The 23,752-nt window shown below is 37.3% G+C and carries 17 protein-coding genes; 4 read left to right on the top strand and 13 right to left on the bottom strand.

The genetic code is table 11. The annotated features are described in order from the left end of the window. Positions 1-5: 5 nt before the first annotated feature. The 4 genes from IGK91_RS03980 to IGK91_RS03965 form a co-directional block, all read right to left on the bottom strand. Complete coding sequence (locus tag IGK91_RS03980) at positions 6-1,229, bottom strand: glycosyltransferase family 4 protein (protein ID WP_010719682.1); 1,224 nt, start codon at positions 1,227-1,229, stop codon at positions 6-8. 17 nt (positions 1,230-1,246) lie between these two features. Then, the gene (locus IGK91_RS03975) at positions 1,247-2,290 is read right to left on the bottom strand and encodes a glycosyltransferase (protein ID WP_014834761.1); all 1,044 of its coding nucleotides are present in this window, start codon (positions 2,288-2,290) and stop codon (positions 1,247-1,249) included. A gap of 173 nt (positions 2,291-2,463) precedes the next feature. Further along, positions 2,464-4,191, bottom strand: coding sequence for a phosphoenolpyruvate--protein phosphotransferase (gene ptsP, locus IGK91_RS03970; RefSeq protein ID WP_010719684.1), 1,728 nt, complete (start codon positions 4,189-4,191; stop codon positions 2,464-2,466). Beyond that, entirely contained in the window at positions 4,191-4,457 is a 267-nt protein-coding gene (locus IGK91_RS03965; RefSeq protein ID WP_010719685.1) for a phosphocarrier protein HPr, read from the bottom strand. Before IGK91_RS03965 ends, ptsP begins: the two co-directional genes overlap by 1 nt. A 553-nt stretch (positions 4,458-5,010) precedes the next feature. On the opposite strand from IGK91_RS03965, the gene IGK91_RS03960 reads away from it, so the two are divergent. Together IGK91_RS03960 and IGK91_RS03955 are read left to right on the top strand one after the other, a co-directional pair. After that, positions 5,011-7,248, top strand: a complete 2,238-nt coding sequence (locus tag IGK91_RS03960) for an ATP-dependent Clp protease ATP-binding subunit (RefSeq protein ID WP_034867873.1) — start codon at positions 5,011-5,013, stop codon at positions 7,246-7,248. A gap of 203 nt (positions 7,249-7,451) precedes the next feature. Next, complete coding sequence (locus IGK91_RS03955) at positions 7,452-7,772, top strand: DUF1827 family protein (RefSeq protein WP_010719687.1); 321 nt, start codon at positions 7,452-7,454, stop codon at positions 7,770-7,772. Between the two features lie 99 nt (positions 7,773-7,871). On the opposite strand, the gene IGK91_RS03950 is transcribed toward IGK91_RS03955, so the two are convergent. The 6 genes from IGK91_RS03950 to IGK91_RS03925 all read right to left on the bottom strand — a co-directional run bounded on the left by IGK91_RS03950 (position 7,872) and on the right by IGK91_RS03925 (position 18,912). Beyond that, positions 7,872-8,045, bottom strand: a complete 174-nt coding sequence (locus tag IGK91_RS03950) for a hypothetical protein (RefSeq protein ID WP_181934223.1) — start codon at positions 8,043-8,045, stop codon at positions 7,872-7,874. Between the two features lie 147 nt (positions 8,046-8,192). Continuing rightward, positions 8,193-9,293 (bottom strand): non-hydrolyzing UDP-N-acetylglucosamine 2-epimerase, encoded by a 1,101-nt coding sequence (wecB, locus tag IGK91_RS03945; RefSeq protein ID WP_081123507.1) that lies wholly within the window; start codon positions 9,291-9,293, stop codon positions 8,193-8,195. Positions 9,294-9,373: 80 nt separating this feature from the next. After that, positions 9,374-10,954: a peptide chain release factor 3 gene (locus tag IGK91_RS03940; RefSeq protein ID WP_010738143.1), complete on the bottom strand. Its 1,581-nt coding sequence runs from the start codon at positions 10,952-10,954 to the stop codon at positions 9,374-9,376. A gap of 348 nt (positions 10,955-11,302) precedes the next feature. Further along, positions 11,303-15,628: a polysaccharide lyase family 8 super-sandwich domain-containing protein gene (locus tag IGK91_RS03935; protein WP_128479150.1), complete on the bottom strand. Its 4,326-nt coding sequence runs from the start codon at positions 15,626-15,628 to the stop codon at positions 11,303-11,305. A 634-nt stretch (positions 15,629-16,262) separates the two neighbouring features. Then, positions 16,263-17,639, bottom strand: a complete 1,377-nt coding sequence (locus tag IGK91_RS03930) for a hemolysin family protein (RefSeq protein WP_010738146.1) — start codon at positions 17,637-17,639, stop codon at positions 16,263-16,265. Positions 17,640-17,790: 151 nt separating this feature from the next. Continuing rightward, positions 17,791-18,912, bottom strand: a complete 1,122-nt coding sequence (locus IGK91_RS03925) for an AI-2E family transporter (RefSeq protein ID WP_010719694.1) — start codon at positions 18,910-18,912, stop codon at positions 17,791-17,793. A gap of 142 nt (positions 18,913-19,054) precedes the next feature. On the opposite strand from IGK91_RS03925, the gene IGK91_RS03920 reads away from it, so the two are divergent. Next, positions 19,055-19,489, top strand: coding sequence for a GNAT family N-acetyltransferase (locus IGK91_RS03920; RefSeq protein WP_010719695.1), 435 nt, complete (start codon positions 19,055-19,057; stop codon positions 19,487-19,489). A 128-nt stretch (positions 19,490-19,617) separates the two neighbouring features. On the opposite strand, the gene ntdP is transcribed toward IGK91_RS03920, so the two are convergent. The 3 genes from ntdP to recX form a co-directional block, all read right to left on the bottom strand. After that, on the bottom strand, positions 19,618-20,151 hold the full coding sequence (gene ntdP / locus IGK91_RS03915) for a nucleoside tri-diphosphate phosphatase (RefSeq protein WP_010719696.1): 534 nt from the start codon (positions 20,149-20,151) through the stop codon (positions 19,618-19,620). A 93-nt stretch (positions 20,152-20,244) separates the two neighbouring features. Further along, complete coding sequence (gene mutY, locus IGK91_RS03910; protein ID WP_081123505.1) at positions 20,245-21,426, bottom strand: A/G-specific adenine glycosylase; 1,182 nt, start codon at positions 21,424-21,426, stop codon at positions 20,245-20,247. Then, complete coding sequence (gene recX / locus IGK91_RS03905; RefSeq protein ID WP_010738148.1) at positions 21,419-22,216, bottom strand: recombination regulator RecX; 798 nt, start codon at positions 22,214-22,216, stop codon at positions 21,419-21,421. Before recX ends, mutY begins: the two co-directional genes overlap by 8 nt. Before the next feature lie 107 nt (positions 22,217-22,323). Here recX and rlmD point away from each other — a divergent pair, with 107 nt between their 5' ends. Further along, the gene (rlmD, locus tag IGK91_RS03900) at positions 22,324-23,721 is read left to right on the top strand and encodes a 23S rRNA (uracil(1939)-C(5))-methyltransferase RlmD (protein ID WP_010738149.1); all 1,398 of its coding nucleotides are present in this window, start codon (positions 22,324-22,326) and stop codon (positions 23,719-23,721) included. Positions 23,722-23,752: the final 31 nt, after the last annotated feature.

Raw genomic sequence — 23,752 nt, 5'->3', positions numbered from 1 at the left:
TAAATTTATCGTTTAAATGAATTTAATTTGATTTTTATTCTTTCGATGGATGCCTCTTCTTCTTTTCGTTGCATTTCTTTTTCATGATAGATAATCATATCTTCATAAAATTCAATCATCGCTTCTCCAAAGTGCGTAGAGGAAATATCATATAATTTTGATTCCAATACTTTTTGGTCACGAGGGACTTCACTTTTTATATAATCAATAAGTGCTGGTGCGAAATCCTCATCGGTTTCAAATGTTTTCCCAAGGGAGGGATGATCAAACAAACGATTAAGATAAGCATTTCCCTCAATTACACAAGGTGTCCCTGAAGCCATTGCTTCCGTATAAGTTAAACCTTGTGTTTCTGAAGTTGAGGCACTAACAAAGTAATCAGCTGCTTTATAATACAATGCCACATCTTCGTTATCGACTTCTCCAGTAAATTGGACAAATTCATCCAATGCTAGTTCGTTGATTAGCTCTTGCAACTCTTCAAGGTAAGGCCCTTTGCCAACGATCACCATTCGTGCATTGGGATATGCTTTTAGAACTTGGGGAAACCCCTGGACCAATGCTTGAATATTTTTTTCATAAGAGATACGACTTAAAGATAAGATCATTAACTCATCATCTTTGATATTCAGCGATCCTCTGATTTCTTTGATAGCTTTTTGCGTGATTCCTTCCCTTTTAAATTTCTCAATATCGATCCCTGTAGGAATCACTCGAAGTGGTGCGACAACACCATAACTTCTTAATGTATCAATTACTCGTTCACTGGGACAGACAACTCCTGTTGTATGGTTAACAAATAAGCGGGAGAGATATCTGACATGAGATTGACGTATCACTTTGCCTTTAGCAATATAGTGTAGATAATCTTCATACATCGTATGATACGTATGGATCAATGGTATTTTCAGCTTTTTAGCAACCATTTTACCTAAAATCCCTGCACCAAATTCTGTATGAGTATGAATCAGTTCTAATTCAAGTTCCTTCGCTACTAAATAAGCGTACCACATACCTCGTACCACTATTCGCCGATCTTTAAAGGAAACGAATGGAACACTCGGCATACGAATGACATCTTTTTCTATTTTATCAGCATTTGGATCGGTTGTCGTAAAAATATAGACTTCATGTCCATGTTTTTCTAGTTCATTTTTTAAGGTTTTGATCGATGTAGCAACTCCGCTTACCTGCGGAAAATAGGTATCGGTAAAAAAGCCAATTTTCATGATTTTTTGCCTCCAAACTACCCTTTATTATTTTGTCTTTCATTTATGGAAGAATCTGCTTCTTCTAACACTTGTGTATACACCAATTTCAGTTGCTCACCAATTTTCTCAATACTTCGTGCTTGGGCAGTCTGATATCCAGCTGCCACTAGACTAGGAACTTCTTCTTCCACGATCTTTTTGATCAATACGGTAAATTCTTCATTAGAGCGACCCATGTAACAATTTTTTTTATCTTCTAACCAGCCATCATAGACTGGAATGTCTCGTACAAGAACATTTTGCTTACTTGCTAGTGCCTCTAATACTACAATTCCTTCTGTTTCTTCATAAGATGGGAAGAAAAAAAGGTCAGCGCCTGAGTATGCACCCTCAATAATTTCTCCCCGAATATATCCTGGAAAGATCACATTATCTGGGTGTTCTTCTTTCACAATCTGTCGGATATTTTTTGGGATCGAATACATAGGTACATGTCCAAACCAAATAAATGTATATTCCGGGAGTTTTTTTGCAATTTCTACAAAATCAATGATCCCTTTACGAGCAAAAAAAAGGCCAACACAGATAATCACTTTCTGATCTGGTGATAATTTGAAATAGTCGCGAAATTTTTGTTCTTTGATTGGATCTGGTTGATATTTTTTTAGATCAATCCCATTTGATATCGATTGGATCGGTAAATCTATGCCGTAACTTTCCAGTAATCGTTTAGAATATGGCGTAGGTGTGATGAGATAATCCGCCTTTTGATATAATCCCACTAAATATTTTTTTACTAATGGCGATAATTGATTAGAGCCAATAAATGAGTTACGAAAATCTTCCTCTGTTGAGTGAGCATGATAGACGATCTTCTTGCCGTCTTTTCTTGCTTTATTGACCATATTGTGACTATTGATACCATATGTATTGATGTGTAAGATATCATAGTCATCTTTACTATCTAGCGTGTAGGGAATCCCCATTTCTTTTAGAGCACGTTTTTGGTGGTCAAGCGCTCGTCCAATACCAGATTTCGCAAGTATTTTTTCACTTTCAAAATATAATAATACCTTCACCTTACGTCCTCCTTCATTTATATAGTATAACATAGCGCTGAACCTGTCACTCAAACTTAAGCCCTATTTTAAAATAACTCTATTTTTCATTCCTTATTTTTACCTATATGTAAAAATCCCATTGTAAAAAGCTGATACAGCTACTATCGCTGTACCAGCTTTTACTCGTATTATTATTTTACGTATTCATTTACAAGTTCAACGACTTCTTCCATCGTGTCACATTCTTTCAAAGCACGATCAGCAAGTTCTGCCATCTTCGTTGTATCTAAACGTTTCATTAAACTACGTGTTTTCAAGATTGATGTTGCACTCATTGAGAATTCATCTAATCCCATACCTACAAGTAGCGGAACTGCGGTTTGATCCCCAGCCATTTCGCCACACATACCAGCCCATTTACCTTCAGCATGCGCTGCATCGATCACGTTTTTAATCAAACGTAGGATTGATGGGTTGTAAGGTTGATACAAGTATGAAACACGTTCGTTCATACGGTCAGCTGCCATAGTGTATTGGATCAAGTCATTCGTTCCTACTGAGAAGAAGTCAACTTCCTTAGCAAACTTGTCAGCTAAGACAGCTGCTGCTGGAATTTCGATCATGATGCCGACTTGGATCGTATCAGATACTTCCACGCCTTCATTCAATAATTTTTGTTTTTCGTCTTCAAAGATTGCTTTTGCAGCACGGAATTCTTTAAGAGTCGCTACCATTGGGAACATGATACGTAAGTTTCCATGAACAGATGCACGTAATAATGCGCGCATTTGCGTACGGAACATTTCGTCACCTTGTTCTGACAAGCTGATTCGTAATGCACGATAGCCTAAGAATGGGTTCATTTCATGAGGCAATTGTAAGTAAGGTAATTCTTTATCGCCACCGATATCCATCGTACGCACGACAACCGGTTTACCTTCCATACCTTCAAGAACTGCTTTATATGCTTCATATTGGTCATCTTCAGTTGGGAAATCAGGAGAATCCATGTACAAGAATTCTGTACGGTAAAGACCAACCGCTTCCCCGCCGTTATTATGAACACCAACTAAATCTTTTGGTGTACCAATATTTGCTGCTAATTCAAAATGTTTGCCATCAGCAGTAACAGTTTCAGCATTTTTTAATTTTTCCCATTCTGCTTTTTGAGCAGCGTATTCAGCACCGATTTTTTCAAATTCAGCTTTTTGTTCAGCTGTAGGATCAACGATTACATCGCCTTCAATCCCGTTAACAGCTAACATGTCGCCTTCTTTGACTTTAGCAGTGATTTCTTTTGTACCTACGATCGCTGGGATTTCTAAAGAACGTGCCATGATCGCTGAGTGTGAAGTACGTCCGCCGATGTCAGTTACAAACGCTTTAACAAAATTGCGATCTAATTGAGCAGTATCACTTGGTGTCAAATCATGAGCAACAACAACTACTTCTTCGTTAATCATTGATGGATTTGGTAATGTCACACCTAGTAAATGCGCTAAAATACGTTTCGCAACGTCGCGGATATCAGCCGCACGTTCTTGCATATAAGCGTTGTCTTCCATAGCTTCGAACATACTGATATACATATCAGTTACTTCTTTTAATGCTGATTCAGCGTTTACGCTGTTATCATTAATGTTTTGTTTAATTTGACCAACCATTTCTGGATCAGACAGAACCATCAAGTGTGCGTCAAATACTTGCGCTTCTGCTTCACCTAAGCTTTGCGCTGCTTTTTCACGAATTTGTTGCAATTCTTCAGTAGATTTTGCTAAAGCATCATCTAAACGAGATGCTTCAGCTGCTGTATCTTCTACTGTTGTCTTACTGAATGTTAAATCCGGTTGAACTAGCAGGTAAGCTTTTGCAACGGCAACGCCGTCACTAGCGGCAATCCCTTTTAGCATTTCAACCATTATTCAGATAATCCTTCTTTCTTCATTGTATCAACGATAGCTGCCATTGCGTCTGCTTCGTCAGCACCTTCAGCTGTGATTGTAACGTCAGAACCTTGACCCACACCTAAAGACATAACGCCCATGATAGATTTCAAGTTTACTGATTTACCTTTATACTCTAAGTTTACATCAGAGTTAAATTTGCTTGCTGTTTGTACTAATAATGTAGCTGGACGTGCGTGGATTCCAGTTTCTGCTACTACGTGAAATTCTTTCTTTTCCATATTAATCGGTCTCCTTTAAGTGAGTGTTGTTTTTATGTGAGGGTTTTCTTTTTTAGCAGTTTACTAAGAACACTAATAAGTAGTACCCTTTCATTTGTAAAGATTACCATTTTTTCCCGATAGATACAACAGTTTTCATTTAAATTCAACTAAAAGTGTGGAAAATAATTAGCACTACTTTTAAAAATATGAATACATAGGATAACAACCGTATTCATTCTACCTCACTTCTTTTTTTAGTTGCTTTGATTCTCTTTACTGATCCCTCAGTAAAGAAGCAAACAAAACTAGACTCTGCCAAGCGAAATATCTCCTTCTATTTATCACTTTTATCGAAGAACGACTTATTCATTTCTTCATTTATTTTGAAAAACTAAATACTTGCACGCGTCCTAAAATTTAGTATAATTATAGCCAAAGGTCAATAATGGTCAATAACATTTTTTACCTTTTCAACTTTTGAGTAAATGAGGGTTATTCTTTTACCTTCGTAGTCACGCGTTGTAAAATAGAATGGAAACATGTGAATCATGTGAAAGGACGTGAATCATTTATGCTTTGTCAAAATTGTGGGAAAAATGAAGCAACGATCCACTTATATGCAACAGTAAACGGACAGAGAACGCAACTTGATTACTGCCAAAGTTGCTATCAAAAAATTAAAAATCAACAAAATGGAGGTCTGACTAGTATGGCTCAAAATGATCCTTTTGGTTTTGGCAGCTTGGACGACTTATTCCGCTCCATGTCCCGCCAAATGCAACAGCAAGGAAACTATGAACAAACTCCTCCAACCCAATTCGGTGGTAACAACAACTTTAACGGCGGTCAACCACCGCAACAAGGAAATTCCGAAGGTCTTTTAGGAGAATACGGAATCAACATCACCGAACAAGCTCGTCAAGGTGACATTGATCCTGTGATCGGCCGTGATGATGAAATCAAACGTGTGATCGAGATTTTAAACCGTCGAACAAAAAACAATCCGGTATTAATCGGTGAGCCTGGTGTTGGTAAAACTGCCGTAGTTGAAGGACTTGCACAAAAAATCGTAGATGGCGATGTGCCGCAAAAATTAATGGATAAAGAAGTGATTCGTTTAGATGTGGTTTCTTTGGTTCAAGGAACTGGTATCCGTGGACAATTTGAAGAACGGATGCAAAAATTGATCGAAGAAATTAAGCAGGCTGAAAATGTCATATTATTCATTGATGAAGTCCATGAAATTGTCGGTGCTGGTTCTGCTGGTGACGGGAACATGGATGCGGGAAATATTTTAAAACCAGCTCTAGCTCGTGGCGAACTACAAATGGTTGGTGCCACTACATTAAATGAATACCGCATCATCGAGAAAGATGCAGCTTTAGAAAGACGGATGCAACCGGTTCGGGTCGTTGAACCTTCTGTTGAGGAAACAATCAGTATCTTAAAAGGATTGCAAAAACGCTACGAAGACTACCATCACGTCAAATATACCGATGAAGCAATCGAAGCTGCAGCTATTCTCTCAAATCGTTATGTTCAAGATCGTTTCTTACCAGATAAAGCGATTGACTTGCTTGATGAAACTGGCTCAAAGAAAAACTTAACGATTCAAATCGTTGATCCTAAAACCATTGATAAAAAACTTGAAGAAGCACAGGAACAAAAAATCCAAGCTTCTAAAGAAGAAGACTTTGAGAAAGCCGCTTATTATCGTGACCAAATCAGTAAATTAGAAAAGATGAAAGAACGTCAATTAACAGATGAAGAAACGCCTGTTATCACAGAAAAAGATATGGAAAAAATTGTGGAAGAACGTACGGGCATCCCCGTTGGCGATCTAAAAGAAAAAGAGCAAACACAATTGAAGAATCTTGCGACTGATCTAAAAGCACATGTGATTGGACAAGACGATGCCGTAGATCGTGTGGCAAAAGCTATTCGTCGTAATCGGGTTGGCTTGAGCAAGAAAAACCGCCCTATCGGGTCATTTTTATTCGTAGGTCCAACTGGTGTCGGCAAAACTGAATTAGCCAAGCAACTGGCATTTGAATTATTCGGTTCCGAAGATTCAATGATTCGTTTTGATATGTCTGAATACATGGAAAAACACAGTGTATCTAAATTGATTGGTTCTCCTCCTGGCTATGTGGGCTATGAAGAGGCAGGTCAACTTACTGAAAAAGTACGTCGTAATCCTTATAGCTTGATTTTATTGGATGAAGTGGAAAAAGCACATCCTGATGTGTTACACATGTTCCTCCAAATTTTGGATGATGGCCGTTTGACTGACGCACAAGGTCGGACAGTAAGCTTTAAAGATACGATCATCATTATGACAAGTAATGCTGGTACAGGTAAAGTCGAAGCAAATGTCGGTTTTGGAGCAGCTCGTGAAGGGGTTACTCGTTCTGTTTTAAACCAACTAAACAATTACTTCACACCTGAATTCTTGAACCGTTTCGATGGAATCATCGAATTTAGTGCGCTATCAAAAGAAAACTTAATGACCATCGTTACCTTGATGCTAGATGAAGTCAATGAAATGTTAGCAGCACAACAACTGCATATCGAAGTGCCGACAAATGTCAAAGAAAAACTTGTTGACTTAGGCTATGACCCAGCAATGGGCGCACGCCCTCTTCGTCGAACGATCCAAGAACAAATCGAAGATGGAATTGCTGAATTTTATTTAGACCATCCTTCAATCCATGAACTAAAAGCAAAATTGGATAAAGAAGAAAAAATTGTGATCACTTCTAAACCAGAACGTTTAGTCAAAGAAACGACAAACGAGCCAACAAACTAAACATCTGACAAAAACTTCGCTTTGCGACTGATAAAAAATGAAGCACCCATGAAAAAGCGACAGCTTTTCTCACGGGTGCTTCATTGCTCAAAGCGGATTTTTGATTGTTTTTTGACAAAAAGCAAAATACTGTTCTTTTCATTAGAAAAAAATTATAATGAAATTAAGTTGTATCTAAAATCTACATAAAAGAGGTGAGCGCCATGAAATTTGTCAATGTAACGAATAGTCATTCACGTTTGGTTTTAAACCAATTGGAAAATACAGATGCTCATATGGTGAAGGTTTACACTGCAGGCAATACAATGATTGTTTACACTGAAGCACCGGAACATAACGAGATTTTACTGATTAATGAAAAACGAAAAATACAACCCAAAGAAATTGAAGAAGTCAAAACGTACTTCCTCAATAAAATCCATGACGCCCTATATCAAGAAAACGAAATCCAAGTAATTGAATTAGATGACTTAGTTGAAATCTCGATTCCGAAACATCATCCCCACACTGAGGTTGCAATGTGATGATTACAAATAAACAAAAAAAAGAAACCTTTTTTAGAAGGATCGAAGGATAATGTTTGATTTTATCCTTGATCCAGCTCATTTATAGAGCTGGATCTTCTAAGATTGATTGGTTTCTTTTTTTGGTGTTTTTCCTAGCCGAACGATTGCTCTTACTTCGTTAACGATCGATTCATTATGCTCCCAACCTTCAACATCTAACAGCTTGCATAAACGCTGCATTTCTAACTTTTTTCTTGCTTTACGTTGTTTTCGTTGCTCCAGTGTTTCCATCCAACTCCCCCTTTTTTCTTTTTATATGTACACATCTTTATTTTAATTCATTTTATTTCAAAGAATTTACCAATTTTTTCTTTAAAATAAAAAAACTTTCCACCAAAATTGTTGGAAAGTTTTTTTTGCTTTTTTGGTAACCTGTAATCAATGAAATGAGGCTGCGATAGCCTCTAAGATTCGTTGACTTGCGTAACCATCTCCATAAGGATTTTTTGCTTGTGCCATCTTTTCATAAGCCTTTACATCAGTTAACAATTGTTTTGTCTCGTCATAAACTGTCTCTTCGTCTGTACCAACGAGTTTTAAAGTTCCGGCTTTTACACCTTCCGGTCGTTCAGTGGTATCACGTAAGACAAGAACCGGAACACCTAAAGAAGGTGCCTCTTCTTGAACTCCGCCTGAATCAGTTAATATAAGATAACTTTTGGCTGCACAATTGTGAAAATCAATGACATCTAATGGTTCGATCAGCTGAACATTCTCATATTGTCCTAAAATAGTATCAGCTAATTCTCGTACTTTAGGATTTTTATGCATCGGAAAAATAATGGATACATCAGAAAATTCTTCAGCAATCCTTCCTAATGCTTGAAAAACGTTCGCCATTGGCTCGCCTAGGTTCTCACGTCGATGCATTGTTACTAATAATTGTTTAGTGGAGCTGCTCGAAAGATGATCGCTTTTTTGATCCGCCACGATCGTGTACCTCATCGCATCGATCGCCGTATTGCCAGTAACGAAGATGTTTGCTTCATCGTGGTGCTCTCTTCTAAGATTATCAGCACTTTCATTGGTTGGCGCAAAGTAGAGATCCGCTAAAACATCTGTGGCTTGCCGATTGATTTCTTCAGGAAACGGTGACCATTTGTTCCAAGTTCGTAATCCTGCTTCGACATGTCTGACTTTAATTTGTTGATAAAATGCTGCGGTCGCTGCAGCAAATGTTGTGGTCGTATCTCCATGAACTAAGACGATATCAGGCTGTTCTGCTTGTAAGATTGGTTCTAATGATAAAAGAACTTTCGTTGTAATAGCGGTGAGTGTTTGATTGACACTCATCACATCTAGATCGTGATCAGGAGTAATTTCAAACACTTCTAACACTTGGTCTAACATTTCACGGTGCTGGCCTGTAACCGTCACGATTGATTCAAAGCGCTCATCTTTTTCCAGCGCTTTGATCAAAGGTGCCATTTTTATTGCTTCTGGACGTGTTCCAAAGACCGACATTACTTTAATCATCATTAAATTCCTCCGGATTATTTAGTTATTCTCTCCCGGCTATTTTCATAGTACTCCCAAAGCACCACCATGTGATGAGCGCTTTACATTAAACTTTTTAATTTGACATTTGGGTACTTGTCAGCAAACCAACGTTCAGCAAATTGGTTTTCGAACAAGAATAATGGCTGATCAAAACGGTCACGTGCCAAGATATTACGACTAGAACTCATCTTCTCATCTAAATCTTCGGGCTCGATCCAACGGGCAATTTTATGACCCATAGGAGACATAATCACTTCTGCATTGTATTCATTTAGCATCCGGTATTGGAATACTTCAAATTGAAGTTGTCCAACTGCGCCAATGATGTATTCTTCCGTCAAATAAGTTTTATAGAGTTGGATCGCACCTTCTTGGACTAACTGATAGATACCTTTATGGAATGATTTTTGTTTCATCACATTTTTAGCAGTGACTTTCATAAATAATTCCGGAGTAAAGGATGGTAACTCTTCATACGCCACCTTCAATTTCCCTTCATAAAGAGTATCGCCAATTTGATAATTTCCTGTATCATAGACCCCGATAATATCCCCTGCTACAGCATTCTCGACATTCTCTCTTGAGTCAGCCATAAACTGCGTCACATTACTTAACTTCAATTTTTTACCTGTTCGTTCTAATTGAACATCCATCCCACGTTCAAAAGTTCCAGAACAGATTCGCACAAAAGCAATCCGATCTCGGTGAGCTGGATTCATATTGGCTTGGATCTTAAAGACAAAACCTGAAAATTCTTCTTCATAAGGACTAACTTCTTGTCCTGATTGTGTTTGATGTCCGTAAGGTGAAGGGGCTAATTCCACGAAGGTTTCTAAAAATGTTTGCACACCAAAATTTGTTAACGCTGAACCAAAGAAGACCGGTGTCTGATCTCCCCGAGCAATTTTTTCTTCATTAAAAGAATCTCCTGCTTCTTTCAACAATTCTACTTCTTCAAGAACTTGTTCATACAATGAATTTTCCGTCAAAGGATGGCCTTCTGGCAGCAATCCTTCTTCATCCAAGGCAACAAGGCGCTCATCATTATAGTTTTCTGGACGATAAAACTCAATACGATTATGGTGGATATCATAGAGTCCTTCTAAGCCTTTCCCCATACCAATCGGCCAATTCATTGGATAAGACTCGATATCGAGCAACTCTTCCAATTCTTCTAAAAGTTCTAATGGTTCGCGACCATCTCGATCTAACTTATTGATAAAGGTAAAAATAGGGATTCCTCTTTTTTTAACGACTTGGAATAATTTTTTTGTTTGAGCTTCAATCCCTTTGGCACTATCGATGACCATAACCGCACTATCGACAGCCATCAATGTCCGATACGTATCTTCAGAAAAATCTTCATGCCCTGGGGTATCTAAGATATTGACTCTTTTACCATGATAATCAAACTGCATCACAGAACTGGTAACTGAGATTCCACGTTGCTTCTCAATTTCCATCCAGTCAGATTTTGCAAAGTTACCAGTCTTTTTCCCTTTGACAGTTCCTGCCTGACGTATTGCGCCACCAAATAAAAGCAATTGTTCAGTAATCGTTGTTTTACCAGCATCCGGATGGGAAATAATCGCAAACGTGCGTCGGTTATCTACTTGTTGTTTTAAGTTAGGGTTATTCATGTTTTACTCCATTTCTGTTACATCATTATCATCTTATTCGTCATCCTGTTCGAGGAATGATCGAACTAGCTATCTCAACTTACCAAGTATATCATGGAAACTATCAAAAAATAAACACTTGTTATGAGTCTTCTCTCTTTCTCTGTTGAATATCATATAAACGACTTTTTCAATAGGAGAAAATAAAGCTTTTCCTGCTACTATAACAACTGAAAACAGATTAAACGAAAAAAGTTGAACTTGGAACAGGCTTTTGTTCCAAGTTCAACTGTCTATTTCAATCATCTACAGACAAACGATTATTTATTTTACCTTGTGTTTTTCATCAGATTACTTGCCTAATTTATTTTAACTCCTCTTAGATTCCTTTCGACCTTTCAATAGGAACAAGCTAACGAATACCACTAATAAAATTGTATATCCTAATTTTTGAATAACTTGGTTATTTTTTTCACCTGTTTTTGGTAATAAACCTTCCTTACCGGTCTCTTCACTAATAGAAGATTTACCTATTTCATTGTTGCCCTCTTGTGTATTTTTACCTTGCTCTGCTTTATTATTGATGTTTTTATCTTCCTCAGAGGATGATGCAGTTTCTTTATTCTCTAATTGTTCGATGGCCTGCACCAAATCGTTCATCACTAGTTCGACTTCAGCTTGCGTAGTATTTGAATCAGCTAACACTGCTTGCGCTGCTTCCAGCGCTTTGCGGAACACTTGCCAACTTTCCGCTGTATAACTACTTGCAACTCGGCTTTGGTTTTCTTCGACCAATTTTTTTAATGCTGTTTTGTCTACTTTAGTTACTTCTTGCAGTTGTTCGATGGCTTTATTCACTGCTTGGATTGCTTCGTCTACTTCAGCTTGCGTAGTATTTGAATCAGCTAACACTGCTTGCGCTGCTTCCAACGCTTTGCGGAACACTTGCCAACTTTCTGCCGTATAACCACTTGCAACTCGGTTTTGGTTTTCTTCGACCAATTTTTTTAATGCTGTTTTGTCTACTTTAGTTACTTCTTGCAGTTGCTCGATGGCTTTTCTCACTGCTTGAACTGCATCGTCTACTTCGGCTTGTGTTGCTTTTGGATCTGTTAACACCGCTTGGGCTAATTCCATTGCCTTAGTGAAGACTTTCCAACTTTCTTTTGTATAGTCGCTTTCGTTTCGGTTTTGGTTTTCTTCGACCAATTTTTCTAATGCTGTTTTGTCTACTTTAGTTACTTCTTGCAGTTGCTCGACGGCTTTTCTCACTGCTTGAACTGCATCGTCTACTTCGGCTTGCGTTGCTTTTGGATCTGTTAACACCGCTTGGGCTAATTCCATTGCCTTAGTGAAGACTTTCCAACTTTCTTTTGTATAGTCGCTTTCGTTTCGGTTTTGGTTTTCTTCGACCAATTTTTCTAATGCTGTTTTGTCTACCTTAGTTACTTCTTGCAGTTGCTCGATGGCTTTTCTCACTGCTTGAACTGCTTCATCTACTTCGGCTTGCGTTGCTTTTGGATCTGTTAACACCGCTTGGGCTAATTCCATTGCCTTAGTGAAGACTTTCCAACTTTCTTTTGTATAGTCGCTTTCGTTTCGGTTTTGATTTTCTTCGACTATTTTTTCTAATGCCGTTTTATCTACTTCTGAAGGAACTTTGATAGTAATTGATCTCGAACTTCCTTTTAACCCTTTGCTATCAAATAGAAATGCTCCTGAATCCATGGTAATTTCGGACTCTTTTTCGATAACCTCAATGATCTCTTTCTCAATCGAAAATTCAATCACCTTATTATTTTGAACAGGATTCGCAATTGACAGTCGATAAGTATCATTACTCAATTTTTCTGCAATAATGGATGCAGGTTCAGATACGTGAACAAAAGCTGCCTGTTGATTTCCACTCCAAGCATTCAACATGAGATAGTCTTTTGTCTCAATCGCTTGGATTTCTGGTGTGTTTGCTAACACATTATAGCTTTTATGTTGCGCCATTTCTGCCATTTCTTCTGCTGTCTTTCCAGCAACAGTCAAATACTCATAAGTATCATTTTGAGCGTTACTTCCATGATTTTTGATGATTTTTACAAATTCTTTTGTATATGATTGATCATTGACAAAATATTCGTTGATATCCAAATATTTGCCAGATCGAATTTCTTTTTGAACGTCAACGTTCGACATGGTATTTGGAAAAATGTAACCTAAATTATTGAGTGGATTTGTCGAAGTAAGATTGATCCAAGTAGAATCAGCTGTTTTCTTTTGGATAATTTGCATGTTACTTGAATCCATCATTCGATTATCAAGGATCGTCTCAATTGTCGCATTCGTTGTTCCGCTGATTCCACTGCCTAAATTAATCAATTTATCTTCTAACAAAAACCATGATTTCTTTGCTACCAAATCCATATTTTCATTTTTCTTATCTAAAAACATTCCGACTGCAGCTACTTTGCCATTATTCGATCCTCCCACCCAAGACTGAGGACTCTTTTTACCAGTAGAAGCACCTTCTGCTAACACTTTTGTGTCTATAGTGGTACCTGGTAAGCGATAAGAATCAATAGTGACCCAATAACCTTCATCAAATTGAGCGAGGTCACCGTTATAAAGATAAACCATCCCATCGGCCGTATGCCATCCTTTTTTATTTTCAGTATTTCCAAATTCATAATTTCCAATACGACTAGAGTACATACTTATTCCGAGACTATAACTCTCGTTTTTTTGAAACACCCGATCCATTGAACCATAAACATTCACGAGATTTCGTTCTTCTTTACTAGTTATCGAAGGCTCATTCATGATTTTCTTAAGATCAATCAACGCTTCAAAGTCTCTTGGATTTTCAAAAAAATCATAAAAATAACTACTATGCTCAAGCCATGCTTTAATAGACGAATCAATTTTCTTGCGTAAAATTTCTGGCGAAAATTTCGCTACTAATGTAAGATTGGCGATTGTTTCCTTTCCAGATTCAAATTCAGAGGTAAAGGGATTCGTCCCAGGAGCTCTAGAAATACTTCGTCCTGATACCATTGAGGGCATTTTTCCATTTACCATCAATTGTAAATAACCTTTATCGGTTACTTGAAACAAGTTATTTATATTGTCATCTTTGATTTCCCAATGTGTCCCTTGCAAAATCGTTTGAACCCGTCCAAAGCCTTTCAGCAATTCATTTCCATAACTTCCGTTATATGGGAAATGACTATGTTGGATTAATGAGCCGTCTGAATATAAGCCATCTCCTCCTGTCACCATTTTTAAAACGGATGGAACAGCGCTTTGAACTGCCTCTACTCGGGAATCATTTTCTAATAAAATGGCTGTTCCTAAGACGGTAATAGATATATCTGTTAAGTTCGCTCCTGTAGCCGTATAGCTAGGCCATTGAACTTTAGGATCTTGCGCATAGTGGTTTAAAGGTTCAACAAATTTAGTTAAGATTGCATCATCTTTTTCGATTAAATCATCATGTAATAAAATCAGTGTGTCTGTTAATGGCTGTGCTGATCCAATTTGCCAATCCCACCAATTCCCACTCCAGTAAGTTCCATTGTAGTTTTTGGTTTCAATCATAAAATCAATTGCTTTCAAAATTTGCGTAAAAACCTCTTGATTCTTATGTAATGAACTCGAAGGATCATAATAACCTAATGTCAATTTTTTGATGTTGGTAAATTGAGTGGTATAGTCTGCTGATAATGTGTCTGAACTTTTTTTCTCCCACAAATAAGTTCTATTTTCTGACTTATTAAGTGTTTGCCATAATTCTAAACTATCTTTGGCTATTCTCGCTCGATATTTTTTTACGTCCGAATCCTGATCAAATTCTTCATGATCTTCTTTAGATCCTAGCAAGCGTGCTTTCCATTTCTCACGCATTTCACGATACTCTGCTTTTTCTTGAATAACCGTAACTGGAATCGTATCACTTAAATCCGTATTTTTGATTCTCACAGTCACCTTTGCTTCTCCGGTTTTGAGTGCTTTCATTCTTCCTTGACTGTCTACATTGACAATACTAGGATCACTACTGCTCCACTCAATTTGTTTTTCAGGAACTTGGACGCCTGTTGGTGTTAATATGTAAGTTAATTGTTTGGATCTTTTCTCGCTGATTTCGGCTGAATCAATCGAAAACTTTATCCCATCAGGTAAACGTGCTTGACGATAAGCTTCCATTGAAATAATGCTCGAACCATAATATTGACCATTCGTGTGCTTCCACATTTTTAGTTGTTGGTATTTAATATATCGAGCTGTTACATTCGCTACTTCAATATATTTTTTTGCTTCTTTCCCGCCACTTCCACGCTCCTCCTTATAGATGGATTGATAATTTTGATTGTCGTTAGAAACTAATACCTCATATTCTGGACTCTCCGCATGAAAGTGTAAAACCACCTGACCAATTGTTTTTTCTTCTCCAATATCAACAGTCAGCCACTGATTATCTGTTTTATCCGCTGACCATCTCGTCGATACATCCCCATCAACCGCTTTTTCACCTACAAATTGCGGATATTTCCAATTATCTCCTTGTTTCCCACCTTCTACTCCTGAGTAGGTAACATTCTTTTGAAACAAAAAATCTTCAGTATCTTCAGCACAAACGATTGGACTGTAAAAAGATGTAACAACAAGCGCCAATCCTGTTAAAGCAAAAATGATTGCCTTCTTCATTAAAAAATTCCTCCTTTAGTTAAATAGAATAGTCGATAAAAAATTTTAAGTCGTGAGGCAAAATGAATGATCATCAATTTTTTATCCATTCTTTGCAACTTTTGTACATACTACTTTTACTTGAGAGAACTACCTAATATTTGTTCTTAGTTTTTTAGTTTCAATTGAGATAAATCATTGGAAGAATCGCTCATATCTGCTTATTCGTAAAATATTTAAAATCTGTCTTTCTACTAAAAACACTACTTTACATTTTTCCCACCTCCTCACTGATTCACTTAAACATATAAAAAAATAGGCATGAAAAAACGACGGAAGACTCCGTACGTGTTTTCCATGCCTAGTATAACCTAGTCACATGAAACTTGTGTTTGCGTTTTCATAATACTCTAGCAAAAATTTATTGTCAACCAACAAAACATTTAAATATACTGGTTATATTATGTATAAGTTAACTGGGAGCATAGGATCTTATTGTATGTTTTAGTAATCTTTACAAAAGGGTAAAGCTCTGCCTCTCTTGCTTCTGACTACCCCTCAACTTAGGGAACCACACTGATTTACGTATCAACTTTGAAAAAAAGAAAAAAACATCCTTGCACAAAATCTCTTCTGTGCAAGGATGAAACATATCTTATCTTCTCGGCTCATTTTCATCAAAATCTTTATAAAATAAACGACGGTCCTCATCTGGTTCCACAATTTCTTCTTTAGGATCATGGAACACCACGCGAATTTTTAAAATTCTAGAACCTTCCATTTCTTCAGAAGTCAAAGTAATGTTATCTACATCAAACGATAATTTTTCTCCCTCATCAGGGATCATGCCCAAAGCAGTGATTAAATAGCCTGCCATCGTGTCAACATCGCTCATGTGTAAGTTACTGTCAAATACTTCGTTGAACTCATCGATCAACATTCGTCCTTGGATCACGTATTCATGTTCAGCAACCTTTTCATATAATTTTTCGACTTCATCTGATTCATCATCAATTTCACCGACGATTTCTTCTAGTAAATCTTCTAAAGTCGCTAAACCAACGACTCCACCATATTCATCCAGTAAAATAGCCATCTGGTTTTGAGTTTTTTTCATTTCGTACAAGAGATCATCAATGAATATTGTCTCTGGTACAAATAAAGGTTCTTGCATGATTTTTTGAATATTTAAATGTTCAAAGCCAAATTTATGAGCAGCTTTCAATAAGTTTTTCGTATGAAGAATCCCAACAACTTTGTCTTTGTCTTCATTATAGACCGGAATCCTTGAATAATTTTCTGATAAAACTTCATTGACATTCTCTTCAACGGAGTCATTGATATCGATCATAAAAGCATCTGTTCGAGGAACCATTACTTCCCTAGCTACTTTGGTATCTAAAGAAAAAACACCTTGCAGCATTTCTAACTCTTCATTATCAAGTACACCTTCAGTTTCCAACATATACCGCATTTCATCTCTCGTCATTTTTGAATCTTCATCATCAAAAGTCATTGGTGTGACACGAGCTAGTAAACTAGTCGATGCAGATAATAACCAGACGAAAGGTTTGGCAACCACACCGATCAGACGGATAATTCCTGAAGTAAAGTTGGCTACTTCTTCTGATTTGTTCAAGGCGATTCGTTTAGGATACAATTCACCAAAAACAATCGATACGTAGGTCAAAATAGCTAAAACAATAATATTGGCAATATTTCTTGCTGCTACACTACCACCTAATAATGGTGCTAATTTTTCTGATAATGTATTGGCTAACGAAGCACCGGATAGGATATTGACTAACGTGATTCCTACCTGGATCGTTGACAGAAAGTTATTTGGGTTCTGCAATATTTTTAAAAGCTTTTGAGATTTAACATCTCCTTCTTCCGCTTTTTGCTCGACTCGATTTTTGTTGATCGAAACAACAGCAATCTCGGAAGCAGCTAAAAAAGCATTGATCAAAGTTAAAATGATCAGTAATAAAATTTGCGCTAACAGCGACTGACTCTCAGGGTCAGCATTCATAATCGCATTCTCTCCTTATATTTTTTAATTTTTTTGTTTACGATAGAAAAAAAGCGTGACTATAAAGATAGCCACGCTAAAATGTTATCACAAAGAATTTTTCTTTGCAATAAAAACAACTATGAAGCAATTAGTCGGAATTGCTGATACGTTATTCCAATGTCGTTGCAATTTTTTTCTTTTTTTCATTTTGCTGGTCTTCTTTAACAATTTTGATGACATAAGAAATAATCGTCTTACAAATGGCATAAAACGGTACACCTAAGAAAATCCCGATCAAACCAGCAATGTTTCCTGCTACTAATAACACAATGATGATCGTTAGCGGATGGATTTTTAATGATTTTCCGATGACATTTGGATAAATCACATTTCCATCCAATTGTTGAACGATCAAGACAACGACACAACAAAGCAGTGCTTTAACAGGATCATTGAATACTGTCACTAAAAATGCTGGAGCTAAGCCTAGGTAAGGACCTAGATAAGGAATCAAATTAGTCAAACCAGCGATGACGCCAAATAAAAAGGCATAATTGACCCCTAGAATCAGATACCCCAAAAAAGTAAATGTTCCGACAAAAAGACATTCAATCGCTTGACCACTAATGTAGTTAGCTAATGTTTTGTTCAATTGACCAAGTAATTCAACAATTTGATCTCTTCTCTTTTCAGGAAAGAATTTCTTGACTGTCGGAACCATTTTTTCTCCATCTTTCAACATATAAAACAAAATAAATGGAGCTGTGATGATCACGATTGTAGCAGAAGCGATCGTACCGACAAGCGATCCTAAGCTGTTTGAAATCCCGCTGAGGAACTGTTGGATAATCTTAGCATAAGAAATATCTAATTGATTCAAATAATGATTGATATCTACCTCTTTGAAGATCGGTAGTTGGGCCATATTATTTAACCAAGTCTCTACACGACTAATAAAGTCAGGAATATTCGATGCGATGGATGAAATTTGTTGGATCAAGCTAGGAATCACGCTGAGCAAAATCCAGATGATCGCTGCGACAAGCAAAAGTAATACGATTGCTACCGCCCAAATGCGTTTGATTTTGATTTTCATCAATAGTTTGACAATAGGATTCAACAAATAATACAAAAATCCAGCAATCAAGACTGGTGCGAATAATGTTGAGAAAAACGTTCCAATTGGTTGAAAGATAAAATTGATTTTTGAAGAAACCAAGATCAACGTGGCGATAATGAGTAATTCGCAAGACCAAAACATCAATTTTGATTGTTTCAATTTTTCAAACAATATACTTCCTCCTTTCGTCTTTTTTACTAGTATATATTATTTGTGTGAAAATTTCTTTTATTCTTACTGATATTTGTTTTTTTATCCACTTTTCATTTTATTTTCTTTACAGTATACTAAACGAATGAAAGGTGGGTTTCGGATGAAAGTCGTTCAAACAAAAGATACATTAAGTGATATTTACCTTGATGCCGTTCGTATTAGAAACCAAGTTTTTGTCAAAGAACAAGGCGTTCCTATAACTAGAGAAATTGATCAAAATGAAGCACATTGCATCCACTTTGTTCTTTATTCAGACCAAAATCTACCTTGTGGGACCGTTCGGCTATTACCATTAGAAAATGGAAAAATGAAGTTACAACGAATGGCGATTCTTGCAGATTATCGTCATCAAGGATTAGGTCAAATTTTAGTAGCTGAAGCTGAAGCTTTCGCCAAAAGTCAAGGATATAATACGATTTTGCTAGGCGCCCAAGCAACAGCTGAGAATTTCTATAAAAAATTAGGATTCACTGCTTATGGAGAACCATTTGAAGATGCTGGTATTGCTCATATCGCAATGAAAAAAGTCTTTTAATTATTGACAGGCTATCAAAGCAAGGATCATCCCTTGTCCTTTTTCTTCCATCATCAGTGTCTATGTTGAAGAACCCATAGCAAAAAAGCAGTAAGCGCAAAACTTTTGCGCTTACTGCTTTTTTTTGTTTACTTGCGCGACAATTGCTTGTAACGGTTATACCAAATATCAATATAGCCTTCGGAGAAAGGGCCCTCACCATTATTGATCCAGTCAACCAAGATCTTCACGTTTTCTTTTAGGATGAAGTCGATATCATTCGGATAATTCATCATTTGGCTATGCATCTCATATTCATCGACATCTAGTAATCGTTTCTCTCCATCAGGAAAAACTTTGATATCTAAATCATAATCAATATACTTCAATGCCTCATCGTCCAGCAAAAAAGGTGAAGCTAGATTACAATAATAGGAAACCCCCTTTTCTCGAATCATTGCTATTACATTGAACCAGTATTTTTTGTGAAAATACACAATTGCTGGTTCTCGAGTCACCCAACGACGTCCATCAGACTCTGTAACTAGAGTATGATCATTGACACCGATCATCGAATGCTCACTTGTTTTTAATACCATGGTATCACGCCACGTTCGATGCAATTTGCCGTCATGTTTGTAACTTTGGATCGTTACAAACTCACCTTCTTTTGGGACTCCCATAGCAACCCTTCCTTACGCAGCATCTCATGCTTTGTGTTTGGGTGTTCATTACACCGACATCGTAATTATTATATCAATAAAAAAGAGCTTTGCCTAGAAAGGATTACTATTGTTTCGATTTTTCTCTAATTGTTCGTTTAATTTTACCTGTACTTTTGGAAAAGCCACGTTATCGAAGTCTTCTGGTAATAACCATTGTGTTATTTCAGTTTTAGGAAATTTGTCATTTGATTGAGAAAGTATTCGACCGTAAAATAGTAATACGTGCCATTTCAAATGGCTAAAGATATGCGTTACCTCTCCCAAATGCCGCTTTTGCCAAATCAATTGTTCTTTAAAATGAAAGGGTAGCTCTGTTTCTTCTTCTGCAACTTTGTCTTGATCGAATAAGCTTGGTTCATGAGATTGAGCCCATTCAGCTTGCAACCATTCGTATTTCTCTTTTGTGACTTCGACCATCGGGAACGTCCACATGTTTGCTAATAACCTTTGCGTATGTCGTTCCTCAAAATAATAGGCTCCCGCCTCATTTTGAATCGCTGCACACACATAATAGACATCTTTTGGTTTGGCTTTCTTTGTTTTTACTGGAAACGAGGTTTGCTCATTTTTTTTGTAAGCTAAGCAAAATGATTGGATCGGACATGATTCACAATTAGGTGAAGTAGGTGTACAAATGGCCGATCCTAGATCCATCATTGCTTGGTTAAACTCACCAGGATGCTTTTCATCAATGATCTTACGCATCGCCTCATCAAAAATTTTCCGACTAGAAGCTTTGGCGATGTCAGCTTCAATACAAAATAAGCGACTCACGACTCTCATGACATTCCCGTCGATTGCTGGTTCTGGCAAACCAAAAGCAATACTTGAAATAGCGCCTGTAGTATAAGGGCCAATCCCTTTCAATGAACTGATTTCTTCTGGTGTTTGCGGCATACGTCCATCAAATTCTGTCATGATCTGTTGGGCAGCAGCTTGGATATTTCGAACGCGAGAATAATACCCCAATCCTTCCCAAGCCTTTAAAAGTTTTTCTTCTGGTGCCGCAGCTAACGCTTCAATCGTCGGAAACCATTCCATAAAGCGATAAAAATAAGCAATTACCGTATCTACACGGGTTTGTTGAAGCATGATTTCAGAAATCCAGATACGATAAGGATCACGATCATAGCGCCAAGGTAGATTGCGTTTTTCTTTTTCGTACCAGCCAACAAATTGCGTTTGAAACTGTGCGATTTCCTCTTCCGTCCATTTTTCCCATTCTTTATTCACTTGCTTCTTCCTTTTCTACGATAAATCGTTGGATCATTTCTAAATCAAATCCTTTTTGATATAAGCTTTGTTTGATTTTTAAATTACGTTTTTTCGGTTCAAATCTCTCATTTTTACGCCATAACTTGTCTCCTTGTGAAACTAATGCTTCATATTCAGCGTCTTCATCCGTTTCTTGTGGTAAATGGGCGATGGCTTGTTGGATCGCCTCTTGGGTGAATCCCTTTGTCATCAAGTTTTGTTGAATTTTTCTAAAAAGTTCTTTATGACTTTTCCCATGATTTTTATTGAATAATTTTTCTGCCGTTTGCGATGCTATCGCTATTTGTTCTTCTTCTGGATATTGCAACAGTGCCTGCTCGATGATTTCCGGTTTCAAACCCTTTTGTTGTAATTGCTGAGCTATTTTTTTTGGTCCTTTGTCACTTAGTCGTACATTTGTCCGCACGTAGCTTTCACCATAGACGAGGTCATTGATCAAATCTAATTCCTTTAAACGATCCACGATCTTATTACGGTCAGCTAGTTCAATCTCTTTTTCTTTCAAATAAGTTCTAATTTCTTTTTCCGAACGCAATTGATAACTTAGATAATTGAGCGCTTGTTGGAGACCAAAGTCAAACCCACTACTTTTCTTGATTTCCTCAATTGTTTCTTCTGTTAATTCTTGTCCCTTTAACAAGCGGTAACGCACCAAGATATCTTCTGAAACCTTCAAAGAATCTCCTTCAGATAATTCGACTTGATAAAATGGACCTTTGCCTTTACTGATCCTAGTAACTGTTATCATTGAGTTACCTCCTCGAACGTATATTCTTATCATAACATAGAAAATCCCCATCGCTATTAATAATATGTTAGAATAAAACCACACTATTAGAAAAAAGGAAGATACTTATGACAGAAACCATTGTCAAAAACGGCCAAACCATCCCTTTAAAAATCAAACGACTGGGTATCAACGGTGAAGGGATCGGTTATTTCAAACGTTTGATCATCTTTGTCCCTTATGCACTGCCCAAAGAAGAAGTTCTTGTCAAGATCACGAAAGCAACACCTCGCTATGCGGAAGCTCGGTTAATCAAAGTCAAAAAGCAAAGCAAGGATCGAGTGGTGGCGCCTTGTCCAGTGTATTATGAATGTGGTGGCTGTCAGCTTCAACATTTAGCATATCAGGCGCAACTTGATTTCAAAAAAGATTTGCTTATGCAAGCGCTAGAAAAATTCAAACCGGCTGGCTTTCGTTCTTACAAATTACGTCCAACGATTGGCATGGAAGAACCATGGCATTACCGAAACAAAGCACAATTCCAATTAAGAAAAAATAAGAAAACACAACAAATCGAAGCTGGGCTATATCAAGCAAATTCCCATGAACTTGTGCCATTAATCGATTGCTTAGTTCAAGAACCACAGACACAGAAAGTGATGAATACGGTCGTCGAGTTATTGAATAAGTATGACCTTCCTATCTATGATGAACGGAGCAACAGTGGCATTTTTCGGACGATCATGGTACGTGTTGGAATAAAAACGGGTGAATTACAAGTTGTATTTATTACTCGTAGTCAAAAATTTCCACAAAAAAATGCAATCATCCGTGACATTAACCAACAATTGCCAGAGGTTGTTTCAATCATGCAAAATGTTCAACCTGCTAAAACTTCTCTCGTAATGGGCGATGAAACAATCCACCTTTGGGGAAAAGATGCTATTGAAGAACATCTCAATGAAGTTACTTTTGATCTCTCACCACGAGCTTTTTTCCAGTTGAATCCGCAACAAACAGAAGTCCTTTATAATGAAGGAATCAAAGCACTCGCGATCCAACCAAATGAAACGATCGTAGATGCTTACTGTGGTGTGGGAACGATTGGTTTAAGTGTAGCAAAACAAGCGAGAGAAATCCGTGGAATGGATGTGATTCCTCAGGCTATTGATGATGCACGTAAAAACGCTCAACGTTTAGGGTATACTAATACCCATTATGAAGTTGGAACTGCTGAAGAATTATTACCAAAATGGCTTGAAGAAGGATTTGAACCAGATGGGATCATTGTCGATCCCCCTCGTACAGGGCTTGATCCCCAGTTGATTCAATCGATCCTCAACTATCCGCCAACGAAATTAGTATATATTTCCTGCAACGTCTCAACCTTAGCACGAGATCTGGGACAATTAAGTAAGAAATTCAAAGTGGAATATTTGCAGTCAGTGGATATGTTTCCCCAAACGGCTCGATGTGAAGTCGTTGTAAAATTGACTAGAAGATCAAGTGTTACCAGCAAAAACTAGCTGAACTTTTTTCGGTACTTTTTCTGCTCGT

Source organism: Enterococcus sp. DIV1208 (assembly GCF_050530455.1).
In the GTDB taxonomy this organism is placed as follows: domain Bacteria; phylum Bacillota; class Bacilli; order Lactobacillales; family Enterococcaceae; genus Enterococcus_B; species Enterococcus_B hirae.
The sequence above is the reverse complement of the archived record's forward strand: the minus strand, read 5'-3'. Positions and strand labels throughout refer to the sequence as shown.